Genomic DNA, 20,866 nt, shown 5'->3' with positions numbered 1-20,866 from the left:
GCAATTCGCATTGTGGGGATGCGAATTTGTCACTTCGGCTCGAAGGACCCGGTCAGCGTCTTCCAGGTGTCCTTGCGCAGCTCACTGCTCCAGTCGGCGGCCTTCGCGGTGTACATCAGCGCGTACCCCTGCTTGGAGCTGACGACGAACCCCCGGTCGATGGTCCGGTACTCGGTGCCGCTCTCCACGTAGGTGAACTCCCAGTCGGCCGTGTTCCAGCCGCGGTAGCTCACCTGCGCTATGCGGATCTTCTGGTACTGGGGGCGCACCATGTAACGCTCCTGGTTCTCCCAGTCCGCCACCGGGTCGTCCTTCGGCGTGCTCGTCCATGCGACCAGCAGCTTCTGCCCGTCAGGCCCGGTGTACCGGTCCCCCGCGGAACTGCTGGTCTGGAACTTCCAGCCCTTGGGCAACCCGATCGAGTACCCCTGAGCGCCCTTGTGCGTCGACACCACCGGCGCACTGCCGCTGTCAGTGCCACTGGAGTTCGACGCCGGGGACGCGTTGTCGTCGGACGCGTCCGAGTCGTCGCTGCCGGAGGAGCCGGCCACCGACGAGTCCCCGTCCGCCTGCGTGCCGCCGCTCGTGTCCTCCTTGGTGGAGGCCCCGGAACCGGACTTCGAACCGGAACCGGAACCGGTGCTCGCGCTCGCCCCCGAGGTCGCCACCGCCTTGGAACCGCCGCTCTTGCCGCTCCCCTTGCTGTCCGCGTCGTCGCCGTTCAACGTGAGGGCGAGCACGGTACCGAGCACCGCGAGCACCACGACCACGGCGATGATCACCAGGGTGCGCTTGGGCACCACGTCGGTGAGCGGAGCCTTGGGCACGGGCCGGGGCGCCAGGTCCAGATCCGGTGGCGGCATCAGGGGCCACCCCGAACTGGCCTTGCCGGCCGCGGGCTTGGTCCCCGCCGAGGCGGTGGCAGCACCGGACCCGCCGCCCGTGCCGGCCGGACGCGCGCCTCCGACCGGCGCCGAGGCCGAAGCGGAAGCGACCGGGGCCACGGCCGTGGCCGCCTCGGCGGCGCCCGCACCCGTGCTCGCGCTCGCACTCACGCCGGTGCTCTTCGTCCGGGTCACGGCCGCGGCACTCGCCGCCCCCGCCGCCTTCCGCACCGACCGCAGCGCCCCGCGCAGCTTCTCCCCGGCCTCCTCGCCCCGCTTGGCCCCCGCCTCCTTCTCCGCCTGCGGCTCCTCCGGCTGCGGAGGCAGCGGCACCACGCGGGTGGCGTCCGCGGGCGCCTCCTCCGGCGCGTTGATGACCGCGTTGAGCATCGCCCGGGCACCCGCGTCGTCCAGCCGCTTGGCCGGGTCCTTGGTGAGCAGCCCGTAGATGACGTCCTTCAGCGGCCCCGCGTTCTTGGGCTCCTCCAGCTGCTCGGTCATCACCGCCGTCAGCGTGGCGATGGCCGACCCCTTGTCGTAGGGCGGGGCGCCCTCGACCGCCGCGTACAGCAGGCCGCCGAGCGACCACAGGTCGGCCGCCGGGCCGGGCTTGTGACCGCGGGCCCGCTCCGGGGAGATGTAGGAAGGGGCGCCGACGAGCATGCCGGTGGAGGTGATGGACGGGTCGCCCTCGACCTGGGCGATGCCGAAGTCGGTGAGCACGACCCGGCCGTCGTGCTCGGAGATCAGCACGTTGGACGGCTTCACGTCCCGGTGCAGGATGCCCTCGCGGTGCGCCGACCGCAGCACGTCCAGGATCGCCAGCCCGACCTCGGCCGCCCGCTTCGGGTCCAGCAGGCCGTCCTCCCGGATGGCCTCGGCCAGCGACTTGCCCTCGACCAGCTCCATCACGATCCAGGGCCGGTCGTCCTCGTCGACCACGTCGAAGACCGTCACCGCGCTGTTGTTGCGGATCCGGGCGATCGCCTTGGCCTCACGCAGGGTGCGCGTGATCAGGCGCCGTTTCTCCTCCTCGTCGATGTTCGACGGGAACCGCAGTTCCTTGACGGCCACCGTCCGGCCGAGGGTCTCGTCCTCGGCCCGCCACACCGTGCCCATGCCGCCGCGGCCGAGCACTCCTCCCAGCCGGTACCGCCCGGCGAGAAGACGCTCGCTGTTGTCCTGACGAGTCTCCTGACGAGAAGTGCCCGCCTGCTCCGCCTCCGACATGCGTCCCCTCATGCAACCCGCCCTGACAGAGCCTTCATTGTCCCCCACCCGACAAGTGCCCAACGCCCTGGGGCCCCCTGACCGCACATCGGGGCCGGCCGACCGGAACCCCCGGTGACGAGGGCGTCACGCGGGTGGGGATGATGGGCCGTGAGAAGGGAGGATCCCGGATGCCGTCGCTTCGGACACTGGTGGCCATACCGGTCTCTCTTGCCCTGCTCTTCGCCCCGCTGATGGCCGGTTCCGCGTCCTCGGCGGAGGCCACCGACCCGCTCCTGTCACAGTTCGTCACCAAAGGCAGGACACCCGCCGCCGCCCTGCTGGACCGCGACGGCGACGACGTCCACTTCTCGGCCGCCGGCCAGGGCATCGCCCGTGACGACCACTTCCGCGCCGGCAGCATCACGAAGACCTTCATCGCCACCGTCGTCCTGCAACTGGCCGCGGAACACCGGCTCTCCCTCTCCGACACCGTGGAGCGGCATCTGCCGGGTCTGCTGCGCGGACGCGGCGTCGACGGGCGGCGGATCACCCTGCGGGCCCTGCTCAGCCACACCGGCGGGCTCGCCGACTTCACCACGGTCACCCTTGGGGCCGTCCCCCTGACCCCGCTTCAGGCCGTACGCATCTCGCTCGCCCTCCCTTCGCCCCGGCTGGGTCACTACGCGTACTCCAGCACCGACTACGTCGTGCTCGGCATGGTCATCCGTCAGGTCACCGGCCACTCGTACGCCACCGAGATCCGGCGCCGCATCATCACTCCCCTCCGTCTGACGGGCACGTCCCTCCCGGGCGCCCGCACCACGCTGCCCTCCCCGCACGGTCGCGCCTACACGGCCGACGGCTCCGACGTCACCGAGCTCGACCCGCGCGTGGCCGGCGCGGCGGGTGAGCTGGTGACCACGCTCGACGACCTGGACCGCTTCTACGCGGCACTGCTGGACGGCGAGCTGCTGCCCCCGCGCCGGCTGCGCGAGATGCTCGACACCCGTGCCGCACACGGCGCGTACGGCCTGGGGATCTTTCCTGTGAAGCTGCCGTGCGGGACCACGGTGTGGGGGCACAACGGCCGGATCGCGGGCAGCTATGTGCGGAGCGCTGCCTCGATCGGCGGCCGGCATGTCCTCACGTTCCGTGTGAACACGACGGCGATCGCAGACCCGGCCCTCGAACCCGCACTGCTCGCCGCCGAGTTCTGCCCTCGCAATGGGTAGAACGGCCGGGGATCGCAGGGAGATCCCGAGGCCCGGTCGCTCGATCGGGTGATGTCCGAAGGCCGGCCGGCGCGGGCGGCCCGGCAGCGCCGGAACCGCCGTCGTGGCTCACCGCGGGACGATGTCCGGGGCTCCCAGCCTTGCCGCGTCGGCTGTCTGGTCGTCGGGCTGGAGCTGGGATTCGCGTTCCGCCTCCACGCGCTTCTCGTAGTGCTCGACCTCCCGCTCGATCTGGTCCTTGTCCCAGCGGAGGACCGGGGCCATCAGCTCGGCGGCCTCGCGGGCGCTGCGGGTGCCGCGGTCGAAGGTCTCGAAGGAGATGCGGGTGCGGCGGGTCAGGACGTCGTCGAGGTGGCGGGCGCCCTCGTGGGAGGCGGCGTAGACGACCTCGGCGCGCAGGTAGTCGTCGGCGGCCGAGAGCGGCTCGGCCAGGCCGGGGTCGGCGGCGATGAGGTCGAGGACCTCCTCCGCCATCGAGCCGTACCGGTTCAGCAGGTGCTCGACACGCACCACGTGCAGGCCGGTGCGGGCGGCGATCCGGGCCCGGGCGTTCCACAACGCCCGGTAGCCCTCCGCGCCGAGCAGCGGGATGTCCTCGGTGACGCACTCCGCGACCCGCATGTCGAGCCCGTGCACCGCCTCGTCGACGGCGTCCTTGGCCATCACCCGGTACGTCGTGTACTTGCCGCCCGCGACGACCACGAGTCCCGGCACCGGATGCGCGACCGTGTGCTCGCGCGAGAGCTTGCTGGTGGCGTCGGACTCGCCGGCCAGCAGTGGACGCAGGCCTGCGTAGACGCCTTGGACGTCGTCGCGCGACAGCGGCACCGCGAGCACCGAGTTCACGTGGTTGAGCAGGTAGTCGATGTCGGCGCTGGAGGCGGCCGGGTGGGCCTTGTCCAGGTCCCAGCCGGTGTCGGTGGTGCCGACGATCCAGTGCCGGCCCCACGGGATGACGAACAGGACCGACTTCTCGGTGCGCAGGATCAGGCCGGTCGTGGAGTGGATGCGGTCCCTGGGGACGACCAGGTGGATGCCCTTGGACGCGCGGACGTGGAACTGGCCGCGCTCGCCGACCAGCGCCTGCGTGTCGTCGGTCCACACCCCGGTCGCGTTGACGACCTGCCGGGCGCGGATCTCGTACTCCCCGCCGCCCTCGACGTCCTGCACCCGGGCCCCGACGACGCGCTCGCCCTCGCGCAGGAACCCGGTCACCCGCGCGTGGTTGGCCGCCTTCGCGCCGTACGACACCGCCGTGCGCACCAGGGTCGCCACATAGCGGGCGTCGTCCATCTGGGCGTCGTAGTACTGGATGGCGCCGACCAGCGCGTCCTTGCGCAGCGCGGGTGCGACCCGCAGGGCGTGACGGCGGCTCAGGTGACGGTGGGCGGGCAGGCCCCGGCCGTGGCCGCGGGCCATCGACATCGCGTCGTAGAGCGCGACGCCCGAACCGGCGTACAGGCGCTCCCAGCCCTGGTGCTGGAGCGGATAGAGGAAGGGCACCGGCTTGACCAGGTGCGGGGCGAGGCGCTCCAGAAGCAGGCCGCGCTCCTTGAGTGCCTCGCGGACCAGGGCGAAGTCGAGCATCTCCAGATAGCGCAGGCCGCCGTGGATCAGCTTGCTGGACCTGCTGGAGGTGCCGGAGGCCCAGTCGCGGGCCTCGACGATGCCGGTGTTCAGGCCCCTTGTGACCGCGTCCAGCGCGGTGCCCGTGCCGACCACTCCGCCGCCGACCACCAGCACGTCCAACTCGCGCTCGGCCATCGCCGCCAGGGACTCCGCACGCTGCTCCGGCCCCAGTGTCGCTGTCCTCACCGCTGCCTCCCGCTCTGCCGCCATCGGTCATCGCTCGCCATCGGCCATCGCTCGCCGTGGGTCGTCGTCCGCCATCGGCCGTCGACCGCCGGGGGTCATCGGGCAGCCTCGGCCATCAGTCGCCGTCGGTCACCGGTACCCGTCAGTCATGGGTCGATGTCGGTCACTGGTCGTCGTCGGCCGTCGATCGCGTCATCGATCGCGTCGTCCGCCGCCGATCGTTCGTCGGTCATCGGTCGCGTCGGCCGCGCCCCGGCGGGCGTGGCCCCTGCCCAAATTCTGACCGGCTTGCCCGACTTCAGCCACCACTCACCCCCAGCCCGTGGACAACGGTCACCGAACCCACGGAAGACACATGAACACAATCCCGCATAACGGTCATATTTACTCCTAGTCTGACAGTGCGCCTCGCTCATCCTGTCCACAGGGCTTGCGCACCTGTCCCGCTTCGGTTACTGGGAAGGACGGCCCACGCCATGCCCGCAGACCTCGCCGTCATCGGACTCGGTCCCTACGGCCTGCCCCTCGCCCAGGCCGCCGTGGCCGCCGGCGTGTCCACGATCGGCTACGCCACCGGCCCCGAGGCGGGCTCACTGAGCCCCGCCGAGCTGCGCCGGATGCTCGCGAAGGGCTTCCGGGTGGCCGAGGACCCGGTCCAGCTGGGGCGGGTGCGTACCGCCGTGATCTGCGCGCCGACCCCGCGCGGCGCCGACGGCGGGCTCGATCTGGGCCAGGTGGAGGCCGCCGCGCGCACCCTGGCCGAGCGGCTGCGTCCGCACACGACGGTGATCCTGGAGTCCCCGGTCCATCCGGGGACGACGGAGGACTTTCTGCAGCCCCTGCTGGAGAAGGGCTCGGGCCTGCGCGCCGGCCGCGACTTCCACCTCGCCTATTCGCCCAGTCGGGTGGATCCGGGCAACCGCGACTTCACGCCGGCCAACACCCCGAAGGTCATCGGCGGCCTCACGCCCGCGTGCACGGAGTCGGCCGCCACGTTCTACGGCCGGCTCACCGACAAGGTGGTACGCGCGCGTGGCCCACGTGAGGCCGAGACCGTGCAGCTTCTGGAGACCAACTTCCGGCACGTCAACATCGCCCTCGTCAACGAGATGGCCGTCCTCTGCCACGACCTGGGCGTCGACCTGTGGGACGTCATCCGCTGCGCGGAGACCAAGCCGTTCGGCTTCCAGGCCTTCCGTCCCGGCCCCGGCGTCGGCGGCCACGGCGTCGCCCAGGACCTGTCCGGCCGCACGAGCCGCGGCCTGCGCATGGTGGAACTCGCCCAGCAGGTCAACAGCCGGATGCCGGGGTACGTCGTCCAGCGCGCCGCCGCCCTCCTCAACGAGCACGGCAAGTCGGCGCGCGGCGCGCGCGTGCTGCTGCTCGGGGTCACCTACAAGGCGGACCTCGCCGACCAGCAGAACAGCCCCGCCCAGGAGGTCGCGACCCGTCTCATGGAGCTCGGCGCCTCGGTCAGCTACCACGACCCGCACCTCGCGTCCTGGAGCGTCCTGGACCGTCCGGTCCCGCGCGCGGACTCCCTCTACGAGGCGGCCGCCGACGCCGATCTGACGATCCTGGTCCAGCAGCACCGCACGTACGACCTGCAGGGCCTGTCGGTGAAGGCCCAGTTGCTGCTGGACACGCGCGGGGCGACCCCGACGGGGGCCGCGCACCGGCTCTGAGCGGGCCGGGCCCGGCGCCCGCGGAAACCCCAACGGCGTTGTCACAGGCGCCTGTTAGTCTCCCCTCACTCGTCGCGCAGATGTGCGCACGTCTCTTTGTTTCACTGTTGTGCCAGTGGTTCATCAGGGGGGATTTCTGTCATGAGCCAGTCAGATTCGGATATGGCCGCCCAGCAGCAGGCGCCCGCGCCGGCCCGGGGCAACACGGGGCTCGGCCTGGTCGCCGCCGCCCTCGCGGGCGTGGCCGCCGCCGCGCTCTACGGCGTGGTCATCGGCCTCACCAAGCACGAGATCGGCTGGGCGGCCGTCGGTGTCGGCTTCGTCATCGGCGTGGCCGCCGGAAAGCGCGGCGGCCGCAGCCCGGTACTCGCCATCGCCGCGACCGTCCTCGCCCTCGGCTCCGTCTACCTCGGCCAGCTGGTCGGCGAGGCGATGATCGGCGCCGACCAGATCGGCATGTCCTTCTCGGAGCTGTTCTTCCAGCACCTCGACATCGTCCAGCAGGCGTGGAAGGCGGAGGCCGACCCGCTGACCTTCGTCTTCTTCGCGATCGCGGCCTGGGCGGCGTTCTCGGGAGCACAGAAGGCGGCTCGCTGACCGGCGCGCGGGGGTGAAGGGGACGCGTGGGCGAAAAGGCCGGTCACCCACCCGGGACGACCGGCCCTTCGTTCGTCCGTCGCGCGGCGGCTACCGGGATTCATTCGCCGTGCTCCGGCCTTCAGACCGGCACCAGCTCTCCACGAAGCTGATCTCCGAGAACCAAGGGATCACCGTGGAGGACCTGTCGGTGGTGGGACTGGCCCGTACGAGGCTGGCCAGTCCGTGCACGACGCCGGGTGGTCGGCGTTCATCAGAATGCTGGCGTACAAGGCGGAACGGTACGGCCGCACCCTGGTGAAGGTCGGCCGGTTCGAACCGACCTCCCGGACCTGCTCCGCCTGCGGCGCCGTGGACGGGCCCAAACCCCTGAACGTGCGGGAGTGGACCTGTAGCGCCTGCGGCAGCGTCCATGACCGGGGCCACAACGCCGCGATCAACCTGAAGACGGCCGCCGGATGGGCGGTGCCGGCCTGCGGAGCGCGGCAAGACCGGGAGTGATCCCGGCACAGCGCGCAGAAACAGGAAGCCACGGATTCCCGACCGGAAACCGTGCCGCATGCGGCACAGCCTCCAGTCGAGAAGGCCAGAATCCTCGGGCTTCAGCCCGAGGAGCAAGTCAACGCTTGTGCTGCGAGTCCGCCACCGTCACCTCGACGCGCTGGAACTCCTTCAGCTCGCTGTAGCCGGTGGTGGCCATCGCGCGGCGCAGGGCGCCGAAGAGGTTCATCGAGCCGTCGGGGGTGTGGGACGGTCCGGTGAGGATCTCCTCGATGGTGCCGACCGTGCCGAGGTCGACCTTCTTGCCGCGCGGAAGCTCCTCGTTGACGGCCTCCATGCCCCAGTGGTGGCCCTTGCCCGGACCGTCGGTCGCACGGGCCAGCGGGGAGCCCATCATCACCGAGTCGGCGCCGCAGGCGATCGCCTTGGGCAGGTCGCCGGACCAGCCGACGCCGCCGTCGGCGATCACGTGCACGTAGCGGCCGCCGGACTCGTCCATGTAGTCGCGGCGGGCCGCGGCCACGTCCGCGACCGCGGTGGCCATGGGGACCTGGATACCGAGGACGTTGCGCGTGGTGTGGGCGGCGCCGCCGCCGAAGCCGACGAGCACGCCCGCCGCGCCCGTGCGCATCAGGTGCAGAGCCGCCGTGTAGGTGGCACAGCCACCGACGATCACCGGGACGTCGAGCTCGTAGATGAACTGCTTCAGGTTCAGCGGCTCGTGCGAGGACGAGACGTGCTCCGCGGAGACCGTCGTACCGCGGATGACGAAGATGTCCACGCCCGCGTCCACGACCGCCTTGGAGAACTGCGCGGTGCGCTGCGGGGAGAGCGCGGCCGCCGTGACCACGCCGGAGTCGCGCACCTCCTTGATGCGCGCGCCGATCAGCTCCTCCTTGATGGGGGCGGAGTAGATCTCCTGGAGGCGGCGGGTGGCGGCGTCGGCGTCCAGCTCGGTGATCTCGTCGAGCAGCGGCTGCGGGTCCTCGTACCGCGTCCAGAGGCCTTCCAGGTTGAGGACGCCCAGGCCGCCGAGCTCGCCGATACGGATCGCGGTGGCCGGGGAGACGACCGAGTCCATGGGGGCGGCCAGGAACGGCAGCTCAAAGCGGTAGGCGTCGATCTGCCAGGTGATCGAGACCTCCTTCGGGTCCCGCGTACGGCGGCTGGGGACGACGGCGATGTCGTCGAAGGCGTACGCCCGGCGGCCGCGCTTGCCGCGCCCGATCTCGATCTCAGTCACGTCTGTGGCCTTTCCCTCTGCGTTTCAGCGTCTTCCAGTATCGCCGACGGGTACGACAAGGGCGGCCCCGGTACGTCCGGGACCGCCCTGGAAGAGCTTCACGCGCGCGTGCGGGTCACTCACGGCTCGCGCGTGCGGGTCACTTGCTGCTGTAGTTCGGCGCCTCGACCGTCATCTGGATGTCGTGCGGGTGGCTCTCCTTGAGGCCCGCGGAGGTGATGCGGACGAAGCGGCCCTTGGACTCCATCTCGTCGACCGTGGCCGCGCCCACATAGCCCATGGTCTGGCGCAGACCGCCGACGAGCTGGTGCAGGACGCTGGCCAGCGGGCCGCGGTAGGGCACCTGGCCCTCGATGCCCTCGGGCACGAGCTTGTCGTCGGAGGCGACCTCGGCCTGGAAGTAGCGGTCCTTCGAGTACGACTTGCCCTGGCCCCGGGACTGCATGGCACCGAGCGAGCCCATGCCGCGGTACGACTTGAACTGCTTGCCGTTGATGAACTGCAGCTCGCCGGGGGACTCCTCACAGCCGGCGAGCAGGCTGCCGAGCATCACGGTGTCGGCGCCGGCCGCGAGGGCCTTGCCGATGTCGCCGGAGTACTGCAGGCCGCCGTCGCCGATGAGCGGGATGCCGGCGGGGCGGGCGGCGAGGGAGGCCTCGTAGATGGCGGTGACCTGCGGGACGCCGATACCGGCGACCACCCGGGTGGTGCAGATCGAACCGGGGCCCACGCCGACCTTGATGCCGTCGACACCGGCGTCGACGAGGGCCTGCGCGCCGTCGCGGGTGGCGACGTTGCCGCCGATCACGTCGACGTCCACGCTCGACTTGATCTTCGCCATCCAGCTGAGGGCGTTGCTGTTGTGGCCGTGCGAGGTGTCGACGACCAGGAAGTCCACACCGGCCTCGGCGAGCGCCTGGGCGCGCTCCAGGGCCTCGGGGCTGGCGCCCACGGCGGCACCGACGAGGAGGCGGCCCTCGGCGTCCTTGGCCGCGTTCGGGTACTTCTCGGCCTTGACGAAGTCCTTGACGGTGATCAGACCCCGGAGGATGCCCTGGTCGTCGACGAGCGGCAGCTTCTCGATCTTGTGCTTGCGCAGCAGCTCCATGGCCTCGACGCCGGAGGTGCCGACCTTGCCGGTGATCAGCGGCATCGGAGTCATGACCTCGCGCACCTGGCGGCTGCGGTCGGACTCGAAGGCCATGTCACGGTTGGTGACGATACCGAGCAGCTTGCCGGCCGGGTCGGTGACGGGCACGCCGCTGATGCGGAACTTGGCGCACAGCGCGTCGGCCTCGGCGAGGGTCGCCTCCGGGCGCACCGTGATGGGGTCGGTGACCATGCCGGACTCGGACCGCTTGACCAGGTCGACCTGGTTGACCTGGTCCTCGACGGAGAGGTTGCGGTGCAGCACGCCGACACCGCCGAGGCGGGCCATCGCGATGGCCATGCGGGACTCGGTCACCTTGTCCATCGCCGCGGAGAGCAGCGGGATGTTGACCCGGACGTTGCGGGAGATACGGGACGAGGTGTCGACCGCGTTGGGGAGCACCTCGGATGCACCCGGCAGCAGCAGCACGTCGTCGTAGGTCAGCCCGAGTGTCGCGAATTTTCCGGGCACTCCGTCGACGTTGGCAGTCATGACACCTTCCCCAAATGGCCTTGAACGGTGCGGATGTCCATGCTAACGGGAAGCATGGGCCCCAAATTCCACGGTACGACTCAGCTGCGGGCTTCGTATGTTCGTACGGAAACGGGGGTGCGCCTGTTCATCGGGGGTGGCTGAACCCGTTCGGCCCCTGCCACTTGGTGTCCGGCCGCTGCCGCCTACTGTTCCGCCAGCGCCCGCAGCCGGCTCAGCGCCCGGTGCTGGGCGACGCGCACCGCGCCCGGTGACATTCCCAACATCTGGCCGGTCTCCTCGGCCGTGAGGCCCACGGCGATGCGGAGCAGCAGCAGCTCGCGCTGGTTCTCCGGGAGGTTGGCCAGGAGTTTCTTGGCCCATTCGGCGTCGCTGCTGAGCAGCGCGCGCTCCTCGGGGCCGAGCGAGTCGTCGGGGCGTTCCGGCATCTCGTCCGAGGGGACGGCCGTGGAGCCCGGGTGGCGCATCGCGGCGCGCTGCAGGTCGGCGACCTTGTGGGAGGCGATCGCGAAGACGAAGGCCTCGAAGGGGCGGCCGGTGTCGCGGTAGCGGGGCAGGGCCAGCAGGACCGCGACGCAGACTTCCTGGGCGAGGTCCTCGACGAAGTGCCTGGCATCGCCCGGGAGGCGGGACAGGCGGGTACGGCAGTAGCGCAGCGCGAGGGGGTGGACATGGGCGAGCAGGTCGTGCGTGGCCTGCTCGTCCCCGTCCACGGCGCGATGGACGAGAGCACCGATGGTCCCTACGGCAGTGACCGCCTCGTCGTCGCGCATCGGTCCATGGTGCCCTGCTGCCGTCGGCGGCGTGGCATCGCGTCCGTCCTTGTGCACCGAAGCGTTATGAGCAGGTGCGCTGGAACTCATCTCCTGCGCCCTCCCCTTCCGCTCGAACGACTCGTCCCCGAGAGACTCCACACCTCAAGGATGCGGCATCCGCGCCGAAACGAGCAGCGGGCCTTTGGCACTCCGCCTTGCGGACCCCGCCCACCGTGAGGTAGGCGGGGGCGTCCGGTCGGTCCGCTTCCGCGCTGCGGCGCAGCTCACCGCCGTACTAACGGACCAGTCCCCAGCGGAAGCCGAGGGCCACCGCGTGGGCGCGGTCGGAGGCTCCGAGCTTCTTGAACAGGCGCCGGGCGTGGGTCTTCACGGTGTCCTCGGAGAGGAACAGCTCGCGGCCGATCTCTGCGTTGGAGCGGCCGTGGCTCATGCCCTCCAGGACCTGGATCTCGCGTGCGGTGAGGGTGGGCGCGGCGCCCATCTCGGCCGAGCGGAGGCGGCGCGGGGCCAGTCGCCAGGTCGGGTCGGCGAGGGCCTGGGTCACGGTGGCCCGCAGCTCGGCGCGCGAGGCGTCCTTGTGCAGGTAGCCGCGGGCGCCGGCGGCGACGGCGAGGGCCACGCCGTCCAGGTCCTCGGCGACCGTGAGCATGATGATGCGCGCGCCGGGGTCGGCGGACAGCAGCCGGCGCACGGTCTCGACGCCGCCCAGTCCGGGCATGCGCACGTCCATCAGGATCAGGTCGGATCGGTCGGCGCCCCAGCGGCGGAGGACTTCCTCGCCGTTGGCCGCCGTGGTCACGCGCTCGACACCGGGCACGGTCGCCACCGCGCGGCGCAGCGCTTCTCGGGCAAGCGGGGAGTCGTCGCAGACGAGGACGGATGTCATGACCGCCCTCCGCAGCTGATGCGCGTCACCTTGAGCCTCCAGGCTGGTACGGATTCGTCACCTGTGCGGTCGAACGTCTCGGACGCCTGCCCGAGGGCTTGTTGCTTCAACCGCCACCGCACTCTCAACGACGGTCACTCGAAAGAGTTACGGGGCTGCATGCCGTCTTCGGCACTCTACGTGAGGGGACGGACACGGTGCAGACATGGACGTCAGACCCTCAACTTTTCATCACAAGCAATGCCCCATTTAGCCCTTTTTCTTCCTGTTTCTCAGTGTCTGGGGCTAGATTGCCAATGAGTCATATTTTCATCTCTCTAGACCGGAGATGTACGGTCGTTGGCACCGTATCCGCCCAGAACGGCTACAAGGGGTCACGTAATGGCAGATTTCTCCCGCCTTCCCGGACCGAACGCGGACCTGTGGGACTGGCAGCTCCTGGCTGCCTGCCGTGGGGTCGACAGCTCGCTCTTCTTCCATCCCGAGGGCGAGCGCGGGGCGGCTCGGAGTGCCCGTGAGAACTCGGCCAAGGAAGTCTGCATGAGGTGCCCGGTCCGCGCGGAGTGCGCGGCGCACGCGCTGGCGGTCCGCGAACCGTACGGCGTGTGGGGCGGCCTGACCGAGGACGAGCGCGAAGAGCTCATGGGGCGGGCGCGCAACAGGCTGGTGTCGGCGTCGACAACCAGCGGCGACCCCGCCTCCGACACATGAAAGAACGTTTCTGCAATTCGTTGACAATCTATTGGTGATCTGCCGACGCCCGGGCACGCACGCGTGCCTGACGCTCGGGCACGCAGGCGTGCCCGCACTTTTCGTCATGTCCGCCGGGCCGCCCGGCCCAGCTGTTCCAGCGTCGCCGCCACAGCCGGCACCTGTGCCAGGTCCGGCAGGGTGAGGGCGACGATCTCCCGCCGTACCGCGGGCTCCAGCGCCACCGTGCGCGCGCCTCTGGGCCGTACCGAGTCGATCGCCAGCCGGGGCAGGACGGCGACACCCAGACCCGCGCCGACCAGGCCGACCACGGCCGGGTAGTCGTCGGTGGCGAAGTCGATGCGGGGCGTGAAGCCCGCGCTCTCGCATGCCTGGACGAGCTGCCCCCGGCAGCGCGGGCAGCCCGCGATCCAGGGCTCGTCGGCGAGTTCACCGAGGGCGACGGAGTCCGCGCGGGCGAGCCGGTGCCGTTCGGGGAGCAGGCCGACGAGCCGGTCGGTGAGCAGCGGCCGTACCACCAGGTCGTCCCACTCCCCGGTGTCCGCCGCGCCCTCGTAGCGGAAGGCCAGCGCGATGTCGCAGTCTCCCGCGCGCAGCAGCTCCACGGACTTCGGCGGCTCGGCCTCCTCCAGGGAGACGCGGGTGCCGGGATGGGCGGCGCGCAGCGCGGCGAGCGCCGTCGGCACCAGGGTGGAGCTGCCGCTCGGGAAGGAGACCAGGCGCACCCGGCCCGCGCGCAGCCCGGCGATCGCGGCGACCTCCTCCTCGGCGGCGGTGAGCCCGGCGAGGATCCCGGAGGCGTGCCTGACCAGGGCCTCGCCGGCCTGGGTCAGACGCATCTCGCGGCCGTTGCGGACCAGCAGCGGGGTGCCCACCGAGGTCTCCAGAGCCTTCATCTGCTGGCTGACGGCCGGCTGGGTGCAGCCCAGCTCGCGTCCCGCCGCCGAGAAGGACCCGGTGGTGGCGACGGCGCGCAGGACGCGGAGATGACGTGCCTCGATCACCCTTCGAGCATAAGGCGACCTTGGATGTACCGCTCGATAATGGGTCGACGCTTTGAGAGGTGTCCCCTACCGTCGGAGCATGGAGCTTCTCTCGGTGAACCTGGGACGCGCGCGTGCCGTGCCCTACTCGGACCAGGTGGACGGCGTGACCGGCATCGACAAGCGGCCGGTGGACGGCCCGGTGCGGGTGGCGGCGCCGGGCCCCAAGGGTGTCGCGGGCAGCGGTCTGGCCGGGGACGCGGTCTGCGACCTGCGTCATCACGGCGGCGACGACCAGGCCGTGTACGCGTACGCGCGCGAGGACCTCGACGTCTGGGAGAGGAAGCTCGGCCGCCCGCTGCCGAGCGGCTGTTTCGGTGAGAACCTCACGACAAACGGGCTGAACGTGTCGGATGCGCTGATCGGCGAGCGCTGGCGGATCGGCTCCGGGCTCGTACTGGAGGTCACCTCCGGGCGCATCCCGTGCCGCACTTTTCAGGGCCATCTGGGCGAGCGGGGATGGGTGAAGAGGTTCACGCGGAAGGGTGCGACCGGTGCCTACCTCCGGGTGATCGAACCGGGTGAGATCCGGGCCGGGGACCCGGTCGAGATCATCCACCGGCCGGAGCACGGGGTGACGGCGGCGATACAGTTCCGTGCGATCACCACCGAGCGCGAGCTGCTGCCCCGGTTGCTCGCGGCGGGCGCGGCGCTGCATCCGGAGGCGCTGGCACAGGCGCGGAAGTACGTCGCGGCACAGGGCGGCTGAACGGCCGTCACGCGCACGCCGTTCACCGGTGCTTCACCCTTCGGGAGAGCCGGTGCGCACAGCGGACGCCGTCAGTCCGGGTAACTACCCTTGGTCCATGACAACGGCTCTGATTACGGGATCGACCGCGGGGATCGGTGCCGCGTTCGCGCGGCGGCTGGCTGCTGACGGGCACAACCTCGTCCTGGTGGCGCGGGACACCAAACGGCTGCGCGAGCAGGCGACCGAGCTTCACGACCGGCACGGCATCGAGGCGGAGGTGCTCACCGCCGACCTGGCCGAGGAGGCCGGCATCGAGTCGGTCGCCGCCCGGCTCGGCGACCGCAAAAACCCGGTCGACCTGCTGGTCAACAACGCCGGCTTCGGCAACAAGGGCCAATTTCTCGATGTGCCGATGGCCGACGAGCTGCGCATGCTCAAGGTCCACTGCGAGGCGGTGCTGCGGCTGACCGCGGCGGCGGCCGAGGCGATGCGGGAACGCGGCCGCGGCGGGGTCGTCAACGTGGCGTCGGTGGCGGCCTTCGTGCCGCGCGGGACGTACGGCGCCTCCAAGGCGTGGGTCGTGCAGTTCACCCAGGGCGCGGCGCGCGATCTCGCGGGCAGCGGCGTCCGGCTGATGGCGCTGGCGCCGGGTTTCGTGCGTACGGAGTTCCATCAGCGGGCCGGGATGGGCACGGACAACATCCCGGGCTGGATGTGGCTGGACGCCGACAAGCTGGTCGCCGCGGCGCTGGCCGACCTCGGGCGCGGGAAGACGCTGTCGATCCCGGACCCGCGGTACAAGGTGCTCACGGGCCTGGCGAAGATGGCCCCGCGCGGCCTGGTGGGCGGGATCAGCTCGAAGACGGGGCGCAAGTACGGGCCGCGGTAGGGCCCCGGTCCGCACCGCGCGCGGTGCGGACCGGCCCGGTGAGACGATGGTGTCGTTCGGTCGCGCCCGCAGGGGGGCCGGAGGCGGTTTCATGACGTTCGTGCAGCTCATCGAGTGCAGGACCAGGCGGTTCGACGAGATGGACCGCCTGATGGACAGGTGGGTCGAGCAGACCAAGGGGAAGCGGACGGCGACGCACACGCTGGTCGGCAAGGACCGCACCGACGCTGAGCACGTCGTGGAGATCGTGGAGTTCCCGTCGTACGAGGAGGCGATGCGGAACTCGCGTCTCCCGGAGACCGACAAGGTGTTCCACGAGCTGCTGGCGCTCTGCGAGGGGACGCCGACCTTCACCGATCTGGACGTGGTGCGCGACGAGCGGCTGTTCGCCGACACCTCGCGGCGGTTCTTCGGGACGCTCGCCGCGGCCGGCCCGCTGGCTCCGCTGGACGGTCTGCTCGCTGAGGGCTACCACGACCATGATCCGGCCAATGAGCAGGACACCATCGGCATGGACGCGATGCGGCGCGAGGTGGGGATGTGGCGGGCCGCCTTCGACTTCGCGTTCCTCATCGAGGACCAGATCGCCCAGGACGACCGGGTGTGCACCCGGTGGCTCTGGACGGGCGTGCAGAAGGCGGAGTTCCTGGGGCTGCCGAACACCGGCCGGCAGGCCACCATGACCGGCACCACCGTCCACCGCTTCGACGCCGGCGGAAAGATCGCCGAGGGCTGGTGGCAGTACGACCGGCTGGGGCTGATGGGTCAGCTCGGAGCACTGGACGAGCTGGAGAACTGAGCCCACAGTGAAAGCCCGCGAGGGGCGAAGCCCCCGTTCCCGGCGGACGACCGGGGACGGGGGCTTCCTCAAGACTGCTGCCTCAGGGACTGCAGTCTCAGAGACTGCTCAGTGGGCGTGGCTGTGGGAGTGGCCCGCGGCGGCGCCCTCTTCCTCTTCCTTCTTCTCGACGACCAGGGTCTCGGTCGTCAGCAGCAGGGAGGCGATGGAGGCGGCGTTCTCCAGGGCGGAGCGGGTGACCTTGACCGGGTCGATGACGCCGGCCTTGACCAGGTCGCCGTACTCGCCGGTGGCGGCGTTGTAGCCGTTGCCCTTCTCCAGGTCGGCGACCTTGGAGACGATGACGTAGCCCTCCAGGCCGGCGTTCTCGGCGATCCAGCGCAGCGGCTCGACGGCGGCCTTGCGGACCACGGAGACACCGGTGGCCTCGTCGCCGGTCTTGCCGAGGTTGTCCTCCAGGACCTTCACGGCGTGGACGAGCGCGGAGCCACCACCGGAGACGATGCCCTCCTCGACCGCGGCGCGGGTCGCGGAGATGGCGTCCTCCAGACGGTGCTTCTTCTCCTTCAGCTCCACCTCGGTGGCGGCGCCGACCTTGATCACGCACACGCCGCCGGCCAGCTTGGCGAGGCGCTCCTGGAGCTTCTCGCGGTCCCAGTCGGAGTCGGTGTTCTCGATCTCGGCCTTGATCTGGGCGACGCGGCCGGTGACGGCCGAGGAGTCGCCGGCACCGTCGACGACCGTGGTGTCGTCCTTGGTGACCGTGACACGGCGGGCGGAGCCCAGCACGTCCAGGCCGACCTGGTCGAGCTTGAGGCCGACCTCCTCGGAGATGACCGTGCCGCCGGTGAGGATCGCCAGGTCCTCCAGCATCGCCTTGCGGCGGTCGCCGAAGCCGGGGGCCTTGACCGCGACCGCGTTGAAGGTGCCGCGGATCTTGTTGACGACGAGAGTGGAGAGGGCCTCACCCTCGACGTCCTCGGCGATGATCAGCAGCGGCTTGGAGGCGCCCGCCTGGATGACCTTCTCCAGCAGCGGGAGCAGGTCGGCGATGGAGGCGATCTTGCCCTGGTTGATGAGGATGTAGGGGTCCTCCAGGACGGCCTCCATGCGCTCCTGGTCCGTCACGAAGTACGGGGACAGGTAGCCCTTGTCGAAGGCCATGCCCTCGGTGAAGTCCAGCTCCAGGCCGAAGGTGTTGGACTCCTCGACGGTGATGACACCGTCCTTGCCGACCTTGTCCATCGCCTCGGCGATGAGCTCGCCGACCTGCTGGTCCTGGGCGGACAGCGCGGCGACGGCGGCGATGTCGGACTTCTCTTCGATCGGGCGGGCCGACGCGAGGAGGTCCTCGGAGACGGCGGCGACCGCGGCGTCGATGCCCTTCTTCAGGGCGGCCGGGGAGGCACCGGCGGCGACGTTCTTCAGTCCCTCGCGGACGAGCGCCTGGGCCAGCACGGTGGCGGTGGTCGTACCGTCACCCGCGATGTCGTTGGTCTTGGTCGCCACCTCCTTCACCAGCTGGGCGCCGAGGTTCTCGTACGGGTCCTCGATCTCGACCTCGCGGGCGATCGTGACACCGTCGTTGGTGATGGTGGGGGCGCCGAACTTCTTGTCGATGACGACGTTGCGGCCCTTGGGGCCGATCGTCACCTTCACCGTGTCGGCAAGCTTGTTGACGCCGCGCTCAAGGGCGCGACGGGCGTCCTCGTCGAACTTCAGGATCTTCGCCATGGGAGCGGTTCAGCCCTCTCGGAAAGCGTGGGTGAAACGAACCGCGCCCCTGACGCCCGGCTTCACAAGGTCGCGGGGGCCAGGGGCGCAGCTCAAAGCAGGATGTGCTTGAGGTGAACTACTTCTCGATGATCGCGAGCACGTCGCGAGCCGAGAGGACGAGGTACTCGTCGCCGTTGTACTTCACCTCGGTGCCGCCGTACTTGCTGTAGAGCACGACGTCGCCGACCTTGACGTCGAGCGGCAGGCGCTCGCCGTTCTCGAAACGGCCCGGGCCCACGGCGAGGACGGCGCCCTCCTGGGGCTTCTCCTTCGCGGTGTCCGGGATGACCAGGCCGGAGGCCGTGGTCTGCTCGGCGTCGAGCGGCTGGACCACAATGCGGTCCTCAAGCGGCTTGATGGCAACCTTGGAGCTGGCGGTCGTCACGATCCGACCTCCCCCTTCGGAGATCTCACGGGGTTAACTGTCTGAGGTGGCGACCAGGTGGATCCGTCGTCGCGGGTGCCGGACCTGCCCGTCGCGTTGTTGGCACTCTCATCTGCCGAGTGCCAGTGCCGAGACTATGACCGCGATTAGCACTCGGTCAAGCGGAGTGCCAATTGCCTGCGGCGCGGCGCCGAAAAAATCCGGGGTGACCGGAGTTGTGGTGGCCGTCCCTGGGGGCTGCGCCCCCGGCCCCCCTTCGGCCTTCGGCCTCGTCCTCAGGCGCCGGACGGGCTGGATTTGGTGGCGAGGCCGTCGTCGGCGGGCGGCCGGACGGGCTGGATGTGTGGCTGAGCGGCGTCGTCGGCCGGAAAACTGCCTACAGGTAGTCCTCAAGCCGGCCCACCGTCAGACCGGCCGCCTGCACCCTGCGCAGCAGCCTGGCGGTGCGCTCTCTGAGGGGCGGGCCGAGGGCCTCGTCGGGGCCCACCAGGATGATGTCGCCGGGGTGGAGCTGCTTGTCCCCGCTCCGGTAGGTGATGCCGTCGGGGGTCATCGCCGCCCGCCACAGCACCACCGCCGTGACACCGCAGTCGGCCGCCGCGCGCAGGGTGGTGGTGTCGTAGGTGCCGTAGGGCGGGCGGAAGAGGCGGGGGCGGATGCCGAAGCGGGACTTCAGCTTCTCCTGCTGGCCGCAGATCTCGGCGCGCTGGCCCGCGTACGGCAGGCCGGGCATGGCCGGGTGGTCGAGGGTGTGGTTCTGGACGCTCGCGCCGACCGACTGGAGGCGGGCGAAGTGGCCGTAGCCGGGGCCGACCACGCTGTCCGTGAGGAACATGCTCACCGGCAGGCGCAGTTCGCGGACCATGTCGACGAAGCGGGGGTCCTTCTCGGCGCCGTCGTCGTAGGTCAGGAAGACGACCCGGTCGGACGTGGGGATGTGGTCGACGACCGGGGGGAGGACGGTGCGGAAGGACAGCGGGTGCAGCGGCGGGCGCGGGGCCGGGGGAAGGGGCGCGGCCAGCCCCCACTGGCGGTACGTCGGCTCGCCGGCCGGGCCGTGCGGGTGCACCCGGTCGGCCGCCTTCCTGCCGAGCCGTTCGATGGGGTCGACGGACGGGGCGCAGGCCGACATGAGGAGGGCGGCGGCCAGGAGGGCGGCGGCCGGGAAAGCGGCCGTCGCCCTCGGTCGGCTCACAGGTAGTCCTCCAGGCGCGCCACCGCGTAGCCGTCGCGGGTGACCTTGTTCAGGAAGCGGCGCATGTCGTCGACCATGGTGCCGTCCCAGTCGTCACGGCCCCGGAAGTGCGTGAGGACGATGTCACCGGGGTGCAGGCTGCGGTCCCACTCGCGGTACTCCCAGTGGTCGACGAACACCTCCTCGTCCCAGATCGGCGCGTACCTGATGCCGCAGGTCTTGGCGGCCCGCAGGGTGTCGCCGTTGTAGTTGCCGTAGGGCGGCCGGAAGACCGTCGGCGCCTTGCCGAACTCCCTCCTCATGATGTCCTGCATGCCGCAGATCTCGTGCTTCTGCTCTTCGTAGGTCAGACCGGGCAGGTAGGGGTGGGTGAGGGTGTGGTTGTTGAGGGTGTGGCCCTCGGCCTGCATCCGGCGGAAGTAGGCGTAGTCGTCCTTGACCAGGTAGTTGCTGAGGAACGCGGTGTAGGGGATCCGCAGCTCGCTCATCATCCGCAGGAAGTCCGGGTCCTTCTCGGCGCCGTCGTCGATGGTGAGGAAGACGACCTTCTTCCTGGTGGGGACGGTGGTGAAGACCGGGGGCAGGTCGTCCTCCACCTGGCCGTCCACCTCGAAGCCGTCGCGAGCGGTGATCCTCGGCTTGTGCTTCGGCGGGGCCGGGGGCCGCAGCGGGACCGCGTCCAGCCCCCAGCGCCGGGCGGCGGCGGCCAGGGCGGCGTGCGAGTCCGGGACGGCGGCCCGGTGGGCCTGCTGGCCCGCGGCGGGGCGGACCTCGGCCTCGTCCACCGGTCCGGCGCAGCCGGAGACGACGGCGACAGCGGCCGCGGCGGTGAGGGCAGCCATGGCCAAAACCACCCTATTTTTGTCATTTTGTACGACTGCTCGCATGGTGTCGGATCTTTCCA

19 protein-coding genes are annotated in these 20,866 nt (G+C 70.6%); 8 read left to right on the top strand and 11 right to left on the bottom strand.

All coding sequences use genetic code 11. From position 1 onward, the window contains the following. Positions 1–29 precede the first annotated feature (29 nt). A complete protein-coding gene (locus OHB00_RS31115; RefSeq protein ID WP_406439594.1) occupies positions 30–2,114 on the bottom strand; it encodes a serine/threonine-protein kinase in 2,085 nt (694 codons plus the stop codon). A gap of 170 nt (positions 2,115–2,284) precedes the next feature. Here OHB00_RS31115 and OHB00_RS31110 point away from each other — a divergent pair, with 170 nt between their 5' ends. Next, entirely contained in the window at positions 2,285–3,328 is a 1,044-nt protein-coding gene (locus OHB00_RS31110) for a serine hydrolase domain-containing protein (RefSeq protein WP_406439592.1), read from the top strand. A gap of 108 nt (positions 3,329–3,436) precedes the next feature. Here the strand turns inward: OHB00_RS31110 and OHB00_RS31105 are convergent, their stop codons facing one another. Then, positions 3,437–5,143 carry a glycerol-3-phosphate dehydrogenase/oxidase gene (locus OHB00_RS31105; RefSeq protein WP_406439590.1) on the bottom strand — a complete coding sequence of 569 codons (1,707 nt, stop codon included), beginning with the start codon at positions 5,141–5,143 and terminating at the stop codon, positions 3,437–3,439. Positions 5,144–5,619: 476 nt separating this feature from the next. On the opposite strand from OHB00_RS31105, the gene OHB00_RS31100 reads away from it, so the two are divergent. The 3 genes from OHB00_RS31100 (at position 5,620) to OHB00_RS31090 (ending at position 7,926) form a co-directional block, all read left to right on the top strand. After that, positions 5,620–6,828 (top strand): nucleotide sugar dehydrogenase, encoded by a 1,209-nt coding sequence (locus OHB00_RS31100; RefSeq protein ID WP_406439588.1) that lies wholly within the window; start codon positions 5,620–5,622, stop codon positions 6,826–6,828. Positions 6,829–6,969: 141 nt separating this feature from the next. Further along, on the top strand, positions 6,970–7,425 hold the full coding sequence (locus OHB00_RS31095; protein WP_406439586.1) for a hypothetical protein: 456 nt from the start codon (positions 6,970–6,972) through the stop codon (positions 7,423–7,425). 225 nt (positions 7,426–7,650) lie between these two features. Then, complete coding sequence (locus OHB00_RS31090; RefSeq protein ID WP_406439584.1) at positions 7,651–7,926, top strand: zinc ribbon domain-containing protein; 276 nt, start codon at positions 7,651–7,653, stop codon at positions 7,924–7,926. Positions 7,927–8,044: 118 nt separating this feature from the next. On the opposite strand, the gene OHB00_RS31085 is transcribed toward OHB00_RS31090, so the two are convergent. From OHB00_RS31085 to OHB00_RS31070, 4 genes are all read right to left on the bottom strand, one after another. Beyond that, the gene (locus OHB00_RS31085) at positions 8,045–9,169 is read right to left on the bottom strand and encodes a GuaB3 family IMP dehydrogenase-related protein (protein ID WP_406439582.1); all 1,125 of its coding nucleotides are present in this window, start codon (positions 9,167–9,169) and stop codon (positions 8,045–8,047) included. Positions 9,170–9,308: 139 nt separating this feature from the next. After that, positions 9,309–10,811: an IMP dehydrogenase gene (gene guaB, locus OHB00_RS31080; protein ID WP_406439580.1), complete on the bottom strand. Its 1,503-nt coding sequence runs from the start codon at positions 10,809–10,811 to the stop codon at positions 9,309–9,311. Between the two features lie 185 nt (positions 10,812–10,996). Further along, the gene (locus tag OHB00_RS31075; RefSeq protein ID WP_089099378.1) at positions 10,997–11,584 is read right to left on the bottom strand and encodes a sigma-70 family RNA polymerase sigma factor; all 588 of its coding nucleotides are present in this window, start codon (positions 11,582–11,584) and stop codon (positions 10,997–10,999) included. A 277-nt stretch (positions 11,585–11,861) separates the two neighbouring features. Continuing rightward, complete coding sequence (locus OHB00_RS31070; RefSeq protein WP_003948568.1) at positions 11,862–12,473, bottom strand: response regulator transcription factor; 612 nt, start codon at positions 12,471–12,473, stop codon at positions 11,862–11,864. A 381-nt stretch (positions 12,474–12,854) separates the two neighbouring features. Here OHB00_RS31070 and OHB00_RS31065 point away from each other — a divergent pair, with 381 nt between their 5' ends. After that, positions 12,855–13,184 carry a WhiB family transcriptional regulator gene (locus OHB00_RS31065; RefSeq protein ID WP_133028812.1) on the top strand — a complete coding sequence of 110 codons (330 nt, stop codon included), beginning with the start codon at positions 12,855–12,857 and terminating at the stop codon, positions 13,182–13,184. A 104-nt stretch (positions 13,185–13,288) separates the two neighbouring features. Here the strand turns inward: OHB00_RS31065 and OHB00_RS31060 are convergent, their stop codons facing one another. Next, positions 13,289–14,188 (bottom strand): LysR family transcriptional regulator, encoded by a 900-nt coding sequence (locus OHB00_RS31060; RefSeq protein WP_406439578.1) that lies wholly within the window; start codon positions 14,186–14,188, stop codon positions 13,289–13,291. A 79-nt stretch (positions 14,189–14,267) separates the two neighbouring features. Between OHB00_RS31060 and OHB00_RS31055 the strand changes: the two genes are divergently transcribed. The 3 genes from OHB00_RS31055 (at position 14,268) to OHB00_RS31045 (ending at position 16,606) form a co-directional block, all read left to right on the top strand. Next, positions 14,268–14,936, top strand: a complete 669-nt coding sequence (locus OHB00_RS31055; RefSeq protein ID WP_406439576.1) for an MOSC domain-containing protein — start codon at positions 14,268–14,270, stop codon at positions 14,934–14,936. A gap of 97 nt (positions 14,937–15,033) precedes the next feature. Then, on the top strand, positions 15,034–15,807 hold the full coding sequence (locus OHB00_RS31050) for an SDR family NAD(P)-dependent oxidoreductase (protein ID WP_406439575.1): 774 nt from the start codon (positions 15,034–15,036) through the stop codon (positions 15,805–15,807). Positions 15,808–15,898: 91 nt separating this feature from the next. Next, complete coding sequence (locus OHB00_RS31045; protein WP_406439573.1) at positions 15,899–16,606, top strand: ester cyclase; 708 nt, start codon at positions 15,899–15,901, stop codon at positions 16,604–16,606. Positions 16,607–16,714: 108 nt separating this feature from the next. On the opposite strand, the gene groL is transcribed toward OHB00_RS31045, so the two are convergent. From groL to OHB00_RS31025, 4 genes are all read right to left on the bottom strand, one after another. Beyond that, on the bottom strand, positions 16,715–18,340 hold the full coding sequence (gene groL, locus OHB00_RS31040; protein ID WP_406439571.1) for a chaperonin GroEL: 1,626 nt from the start codon (positions 18,338–18,340) through the stop codon (positions 16,715–16,717). 118 nt (positions 18,341–18,458) lie between these two features. Further along, complete coding sequence (gene groES / locus OHB00_RS31035; RefSeq protein WP_004955293.1) at positions 18,459–18,767, bottom strand: co-chaperone GroES; 309 nt, start codon at positions 18,765–18,767, stop codon at positions 18,459–18,461. 376 nt (positions 18,768–19,143) lie between these two features. Further along, positions 19,144–19,899 (bottom strand): polysaccharide deacetylase family protein, encoded by a 756-nt coding sequence (locus OHB00_RS31030; RefSeq protein WP_406446065.1) that lies wholly within the window; start codon positions 19,897–19,899, stop codon positions 19,144–19,146. 59 nt (positions 19,900–19,958) lie between these two features. Next, positions 19,959–20,849: a polysaccharide deacetylase family protein gene (locus OHB00_RS31025; protein WP_406446064.1), complete on the bottom strand. Its 891-nt coding sequence runs from the start codon at positions 20,847–20,849 to the stop codon at positions 19,959–19,961. Positions 20,850–20,866: the final 17 nt, after the last annotated feature.

The organism is Streptomyces sp. NBC_00631, from assembly GCF_045206895.1.
Taxonomy (GTDB): Bacteria; Actinomycetota; Actinomycetes; order Streptomycetales; family Streptomycetaceae; genus Streptomyces.
This window is presented reverse-complemented; position numbering and strand designations above follow the sequence as displayed.

Coding starts and splice junctions, on each gene's coding strand:
- OHB00_RS31065 (WP_133028812.1), top strand. CDS start 12,855: ATGGCAGATTTCTCCCGCCTTCCCGGACCGAACGCGGACCTGTGGGAC.
- OHB00_RS31095 (WP_406439586.1), top strand. CDS start 6,970: ATGAGCCAGTCAGATTCGGATATGGCCGCCCAGCAGCAGGCGCCCGCG.
- OHB00_RS31100 (WP_406439588.1), top strand. CDS start 5,620: ATGCCCGCAGACCTCGCCGTCATCGGACTCGGTCCCTACGGCCTGCCC.
- OHB00_RS31075 (WP_089099378.1), bottom strand. CDS start 11,584: ATGCGCGACGACGAGGCGGTCACTGCCGTAGGGACCATCGGTGCTCTC.
- OHB00_RS31070 (WP_003948568.1), bottom strand. CDS start 12,473: ATGACATCCGTCCTCGTCTGCGACGACTCCCCGCTTGCCCGAGAAGCG.
- OHB00_RS31110 (WP_406439592.1), top strand. CDS start 2,285: ATGCCGTCGCTTCGGACACTGGTGGCCATACCGGTCTCTCTTGCCCTG.
- OHB00_RS31030 (WP_406446065.1), bottom strand. CDS start 19,899: ATGTCGGCCTGCGCCCCGTCCGTCGACCCCATCGAACGGCTCGGCAGG.
- OHB00_RS31055 (WP_406439576.1), top strand. CDS start 14,268: ATGGAGCTTCTCTCGGTGAACCTGGGACGCGCGCGTGCCGTGCCCTAC.
- OHB00_RS31115 (WP_406439594.1), bottom strand. CDS start 2,114: ATGTCGGAGGCGGAGCAGGCGGGCACTTCTCGTCAGGAGACTCGTCAG.
- guaB (WP_406439580.1), bottom strand. CDS start 10,811: ATGACTGCCAACGTCGACGGAGTGCCCGGAAAATTCGCGACACTCGGG.
- groL (WP_406439571.1), bottom strand. CDS start 18,340: ATGGCGAAGATCCTGAAGTTCGACGAGGACGCCCGTCGCGCCCTTGAG.
- OHB00_RS31050 (WP_406439575.1), top strand. CDS start 15,034: ATGACAACGGCTCTGATTACGGGATCGACCGCGGGGATCGGTGCCGCG.
- OHB00_RS31045 (WP_406439573.1), top strand. CDS start 15,899: ATGACGTTCGTGCAGCTCATCGAGTGCAGGACCAGGCGGTTCGACGAG.
- OHB00_RS31025 (WP_406446064.1), bottom strand. CDS start 20,849: ATGCGAGCAGTCGTACAAAATGACAAAAATAGGGTGGTTTTGGCCATG.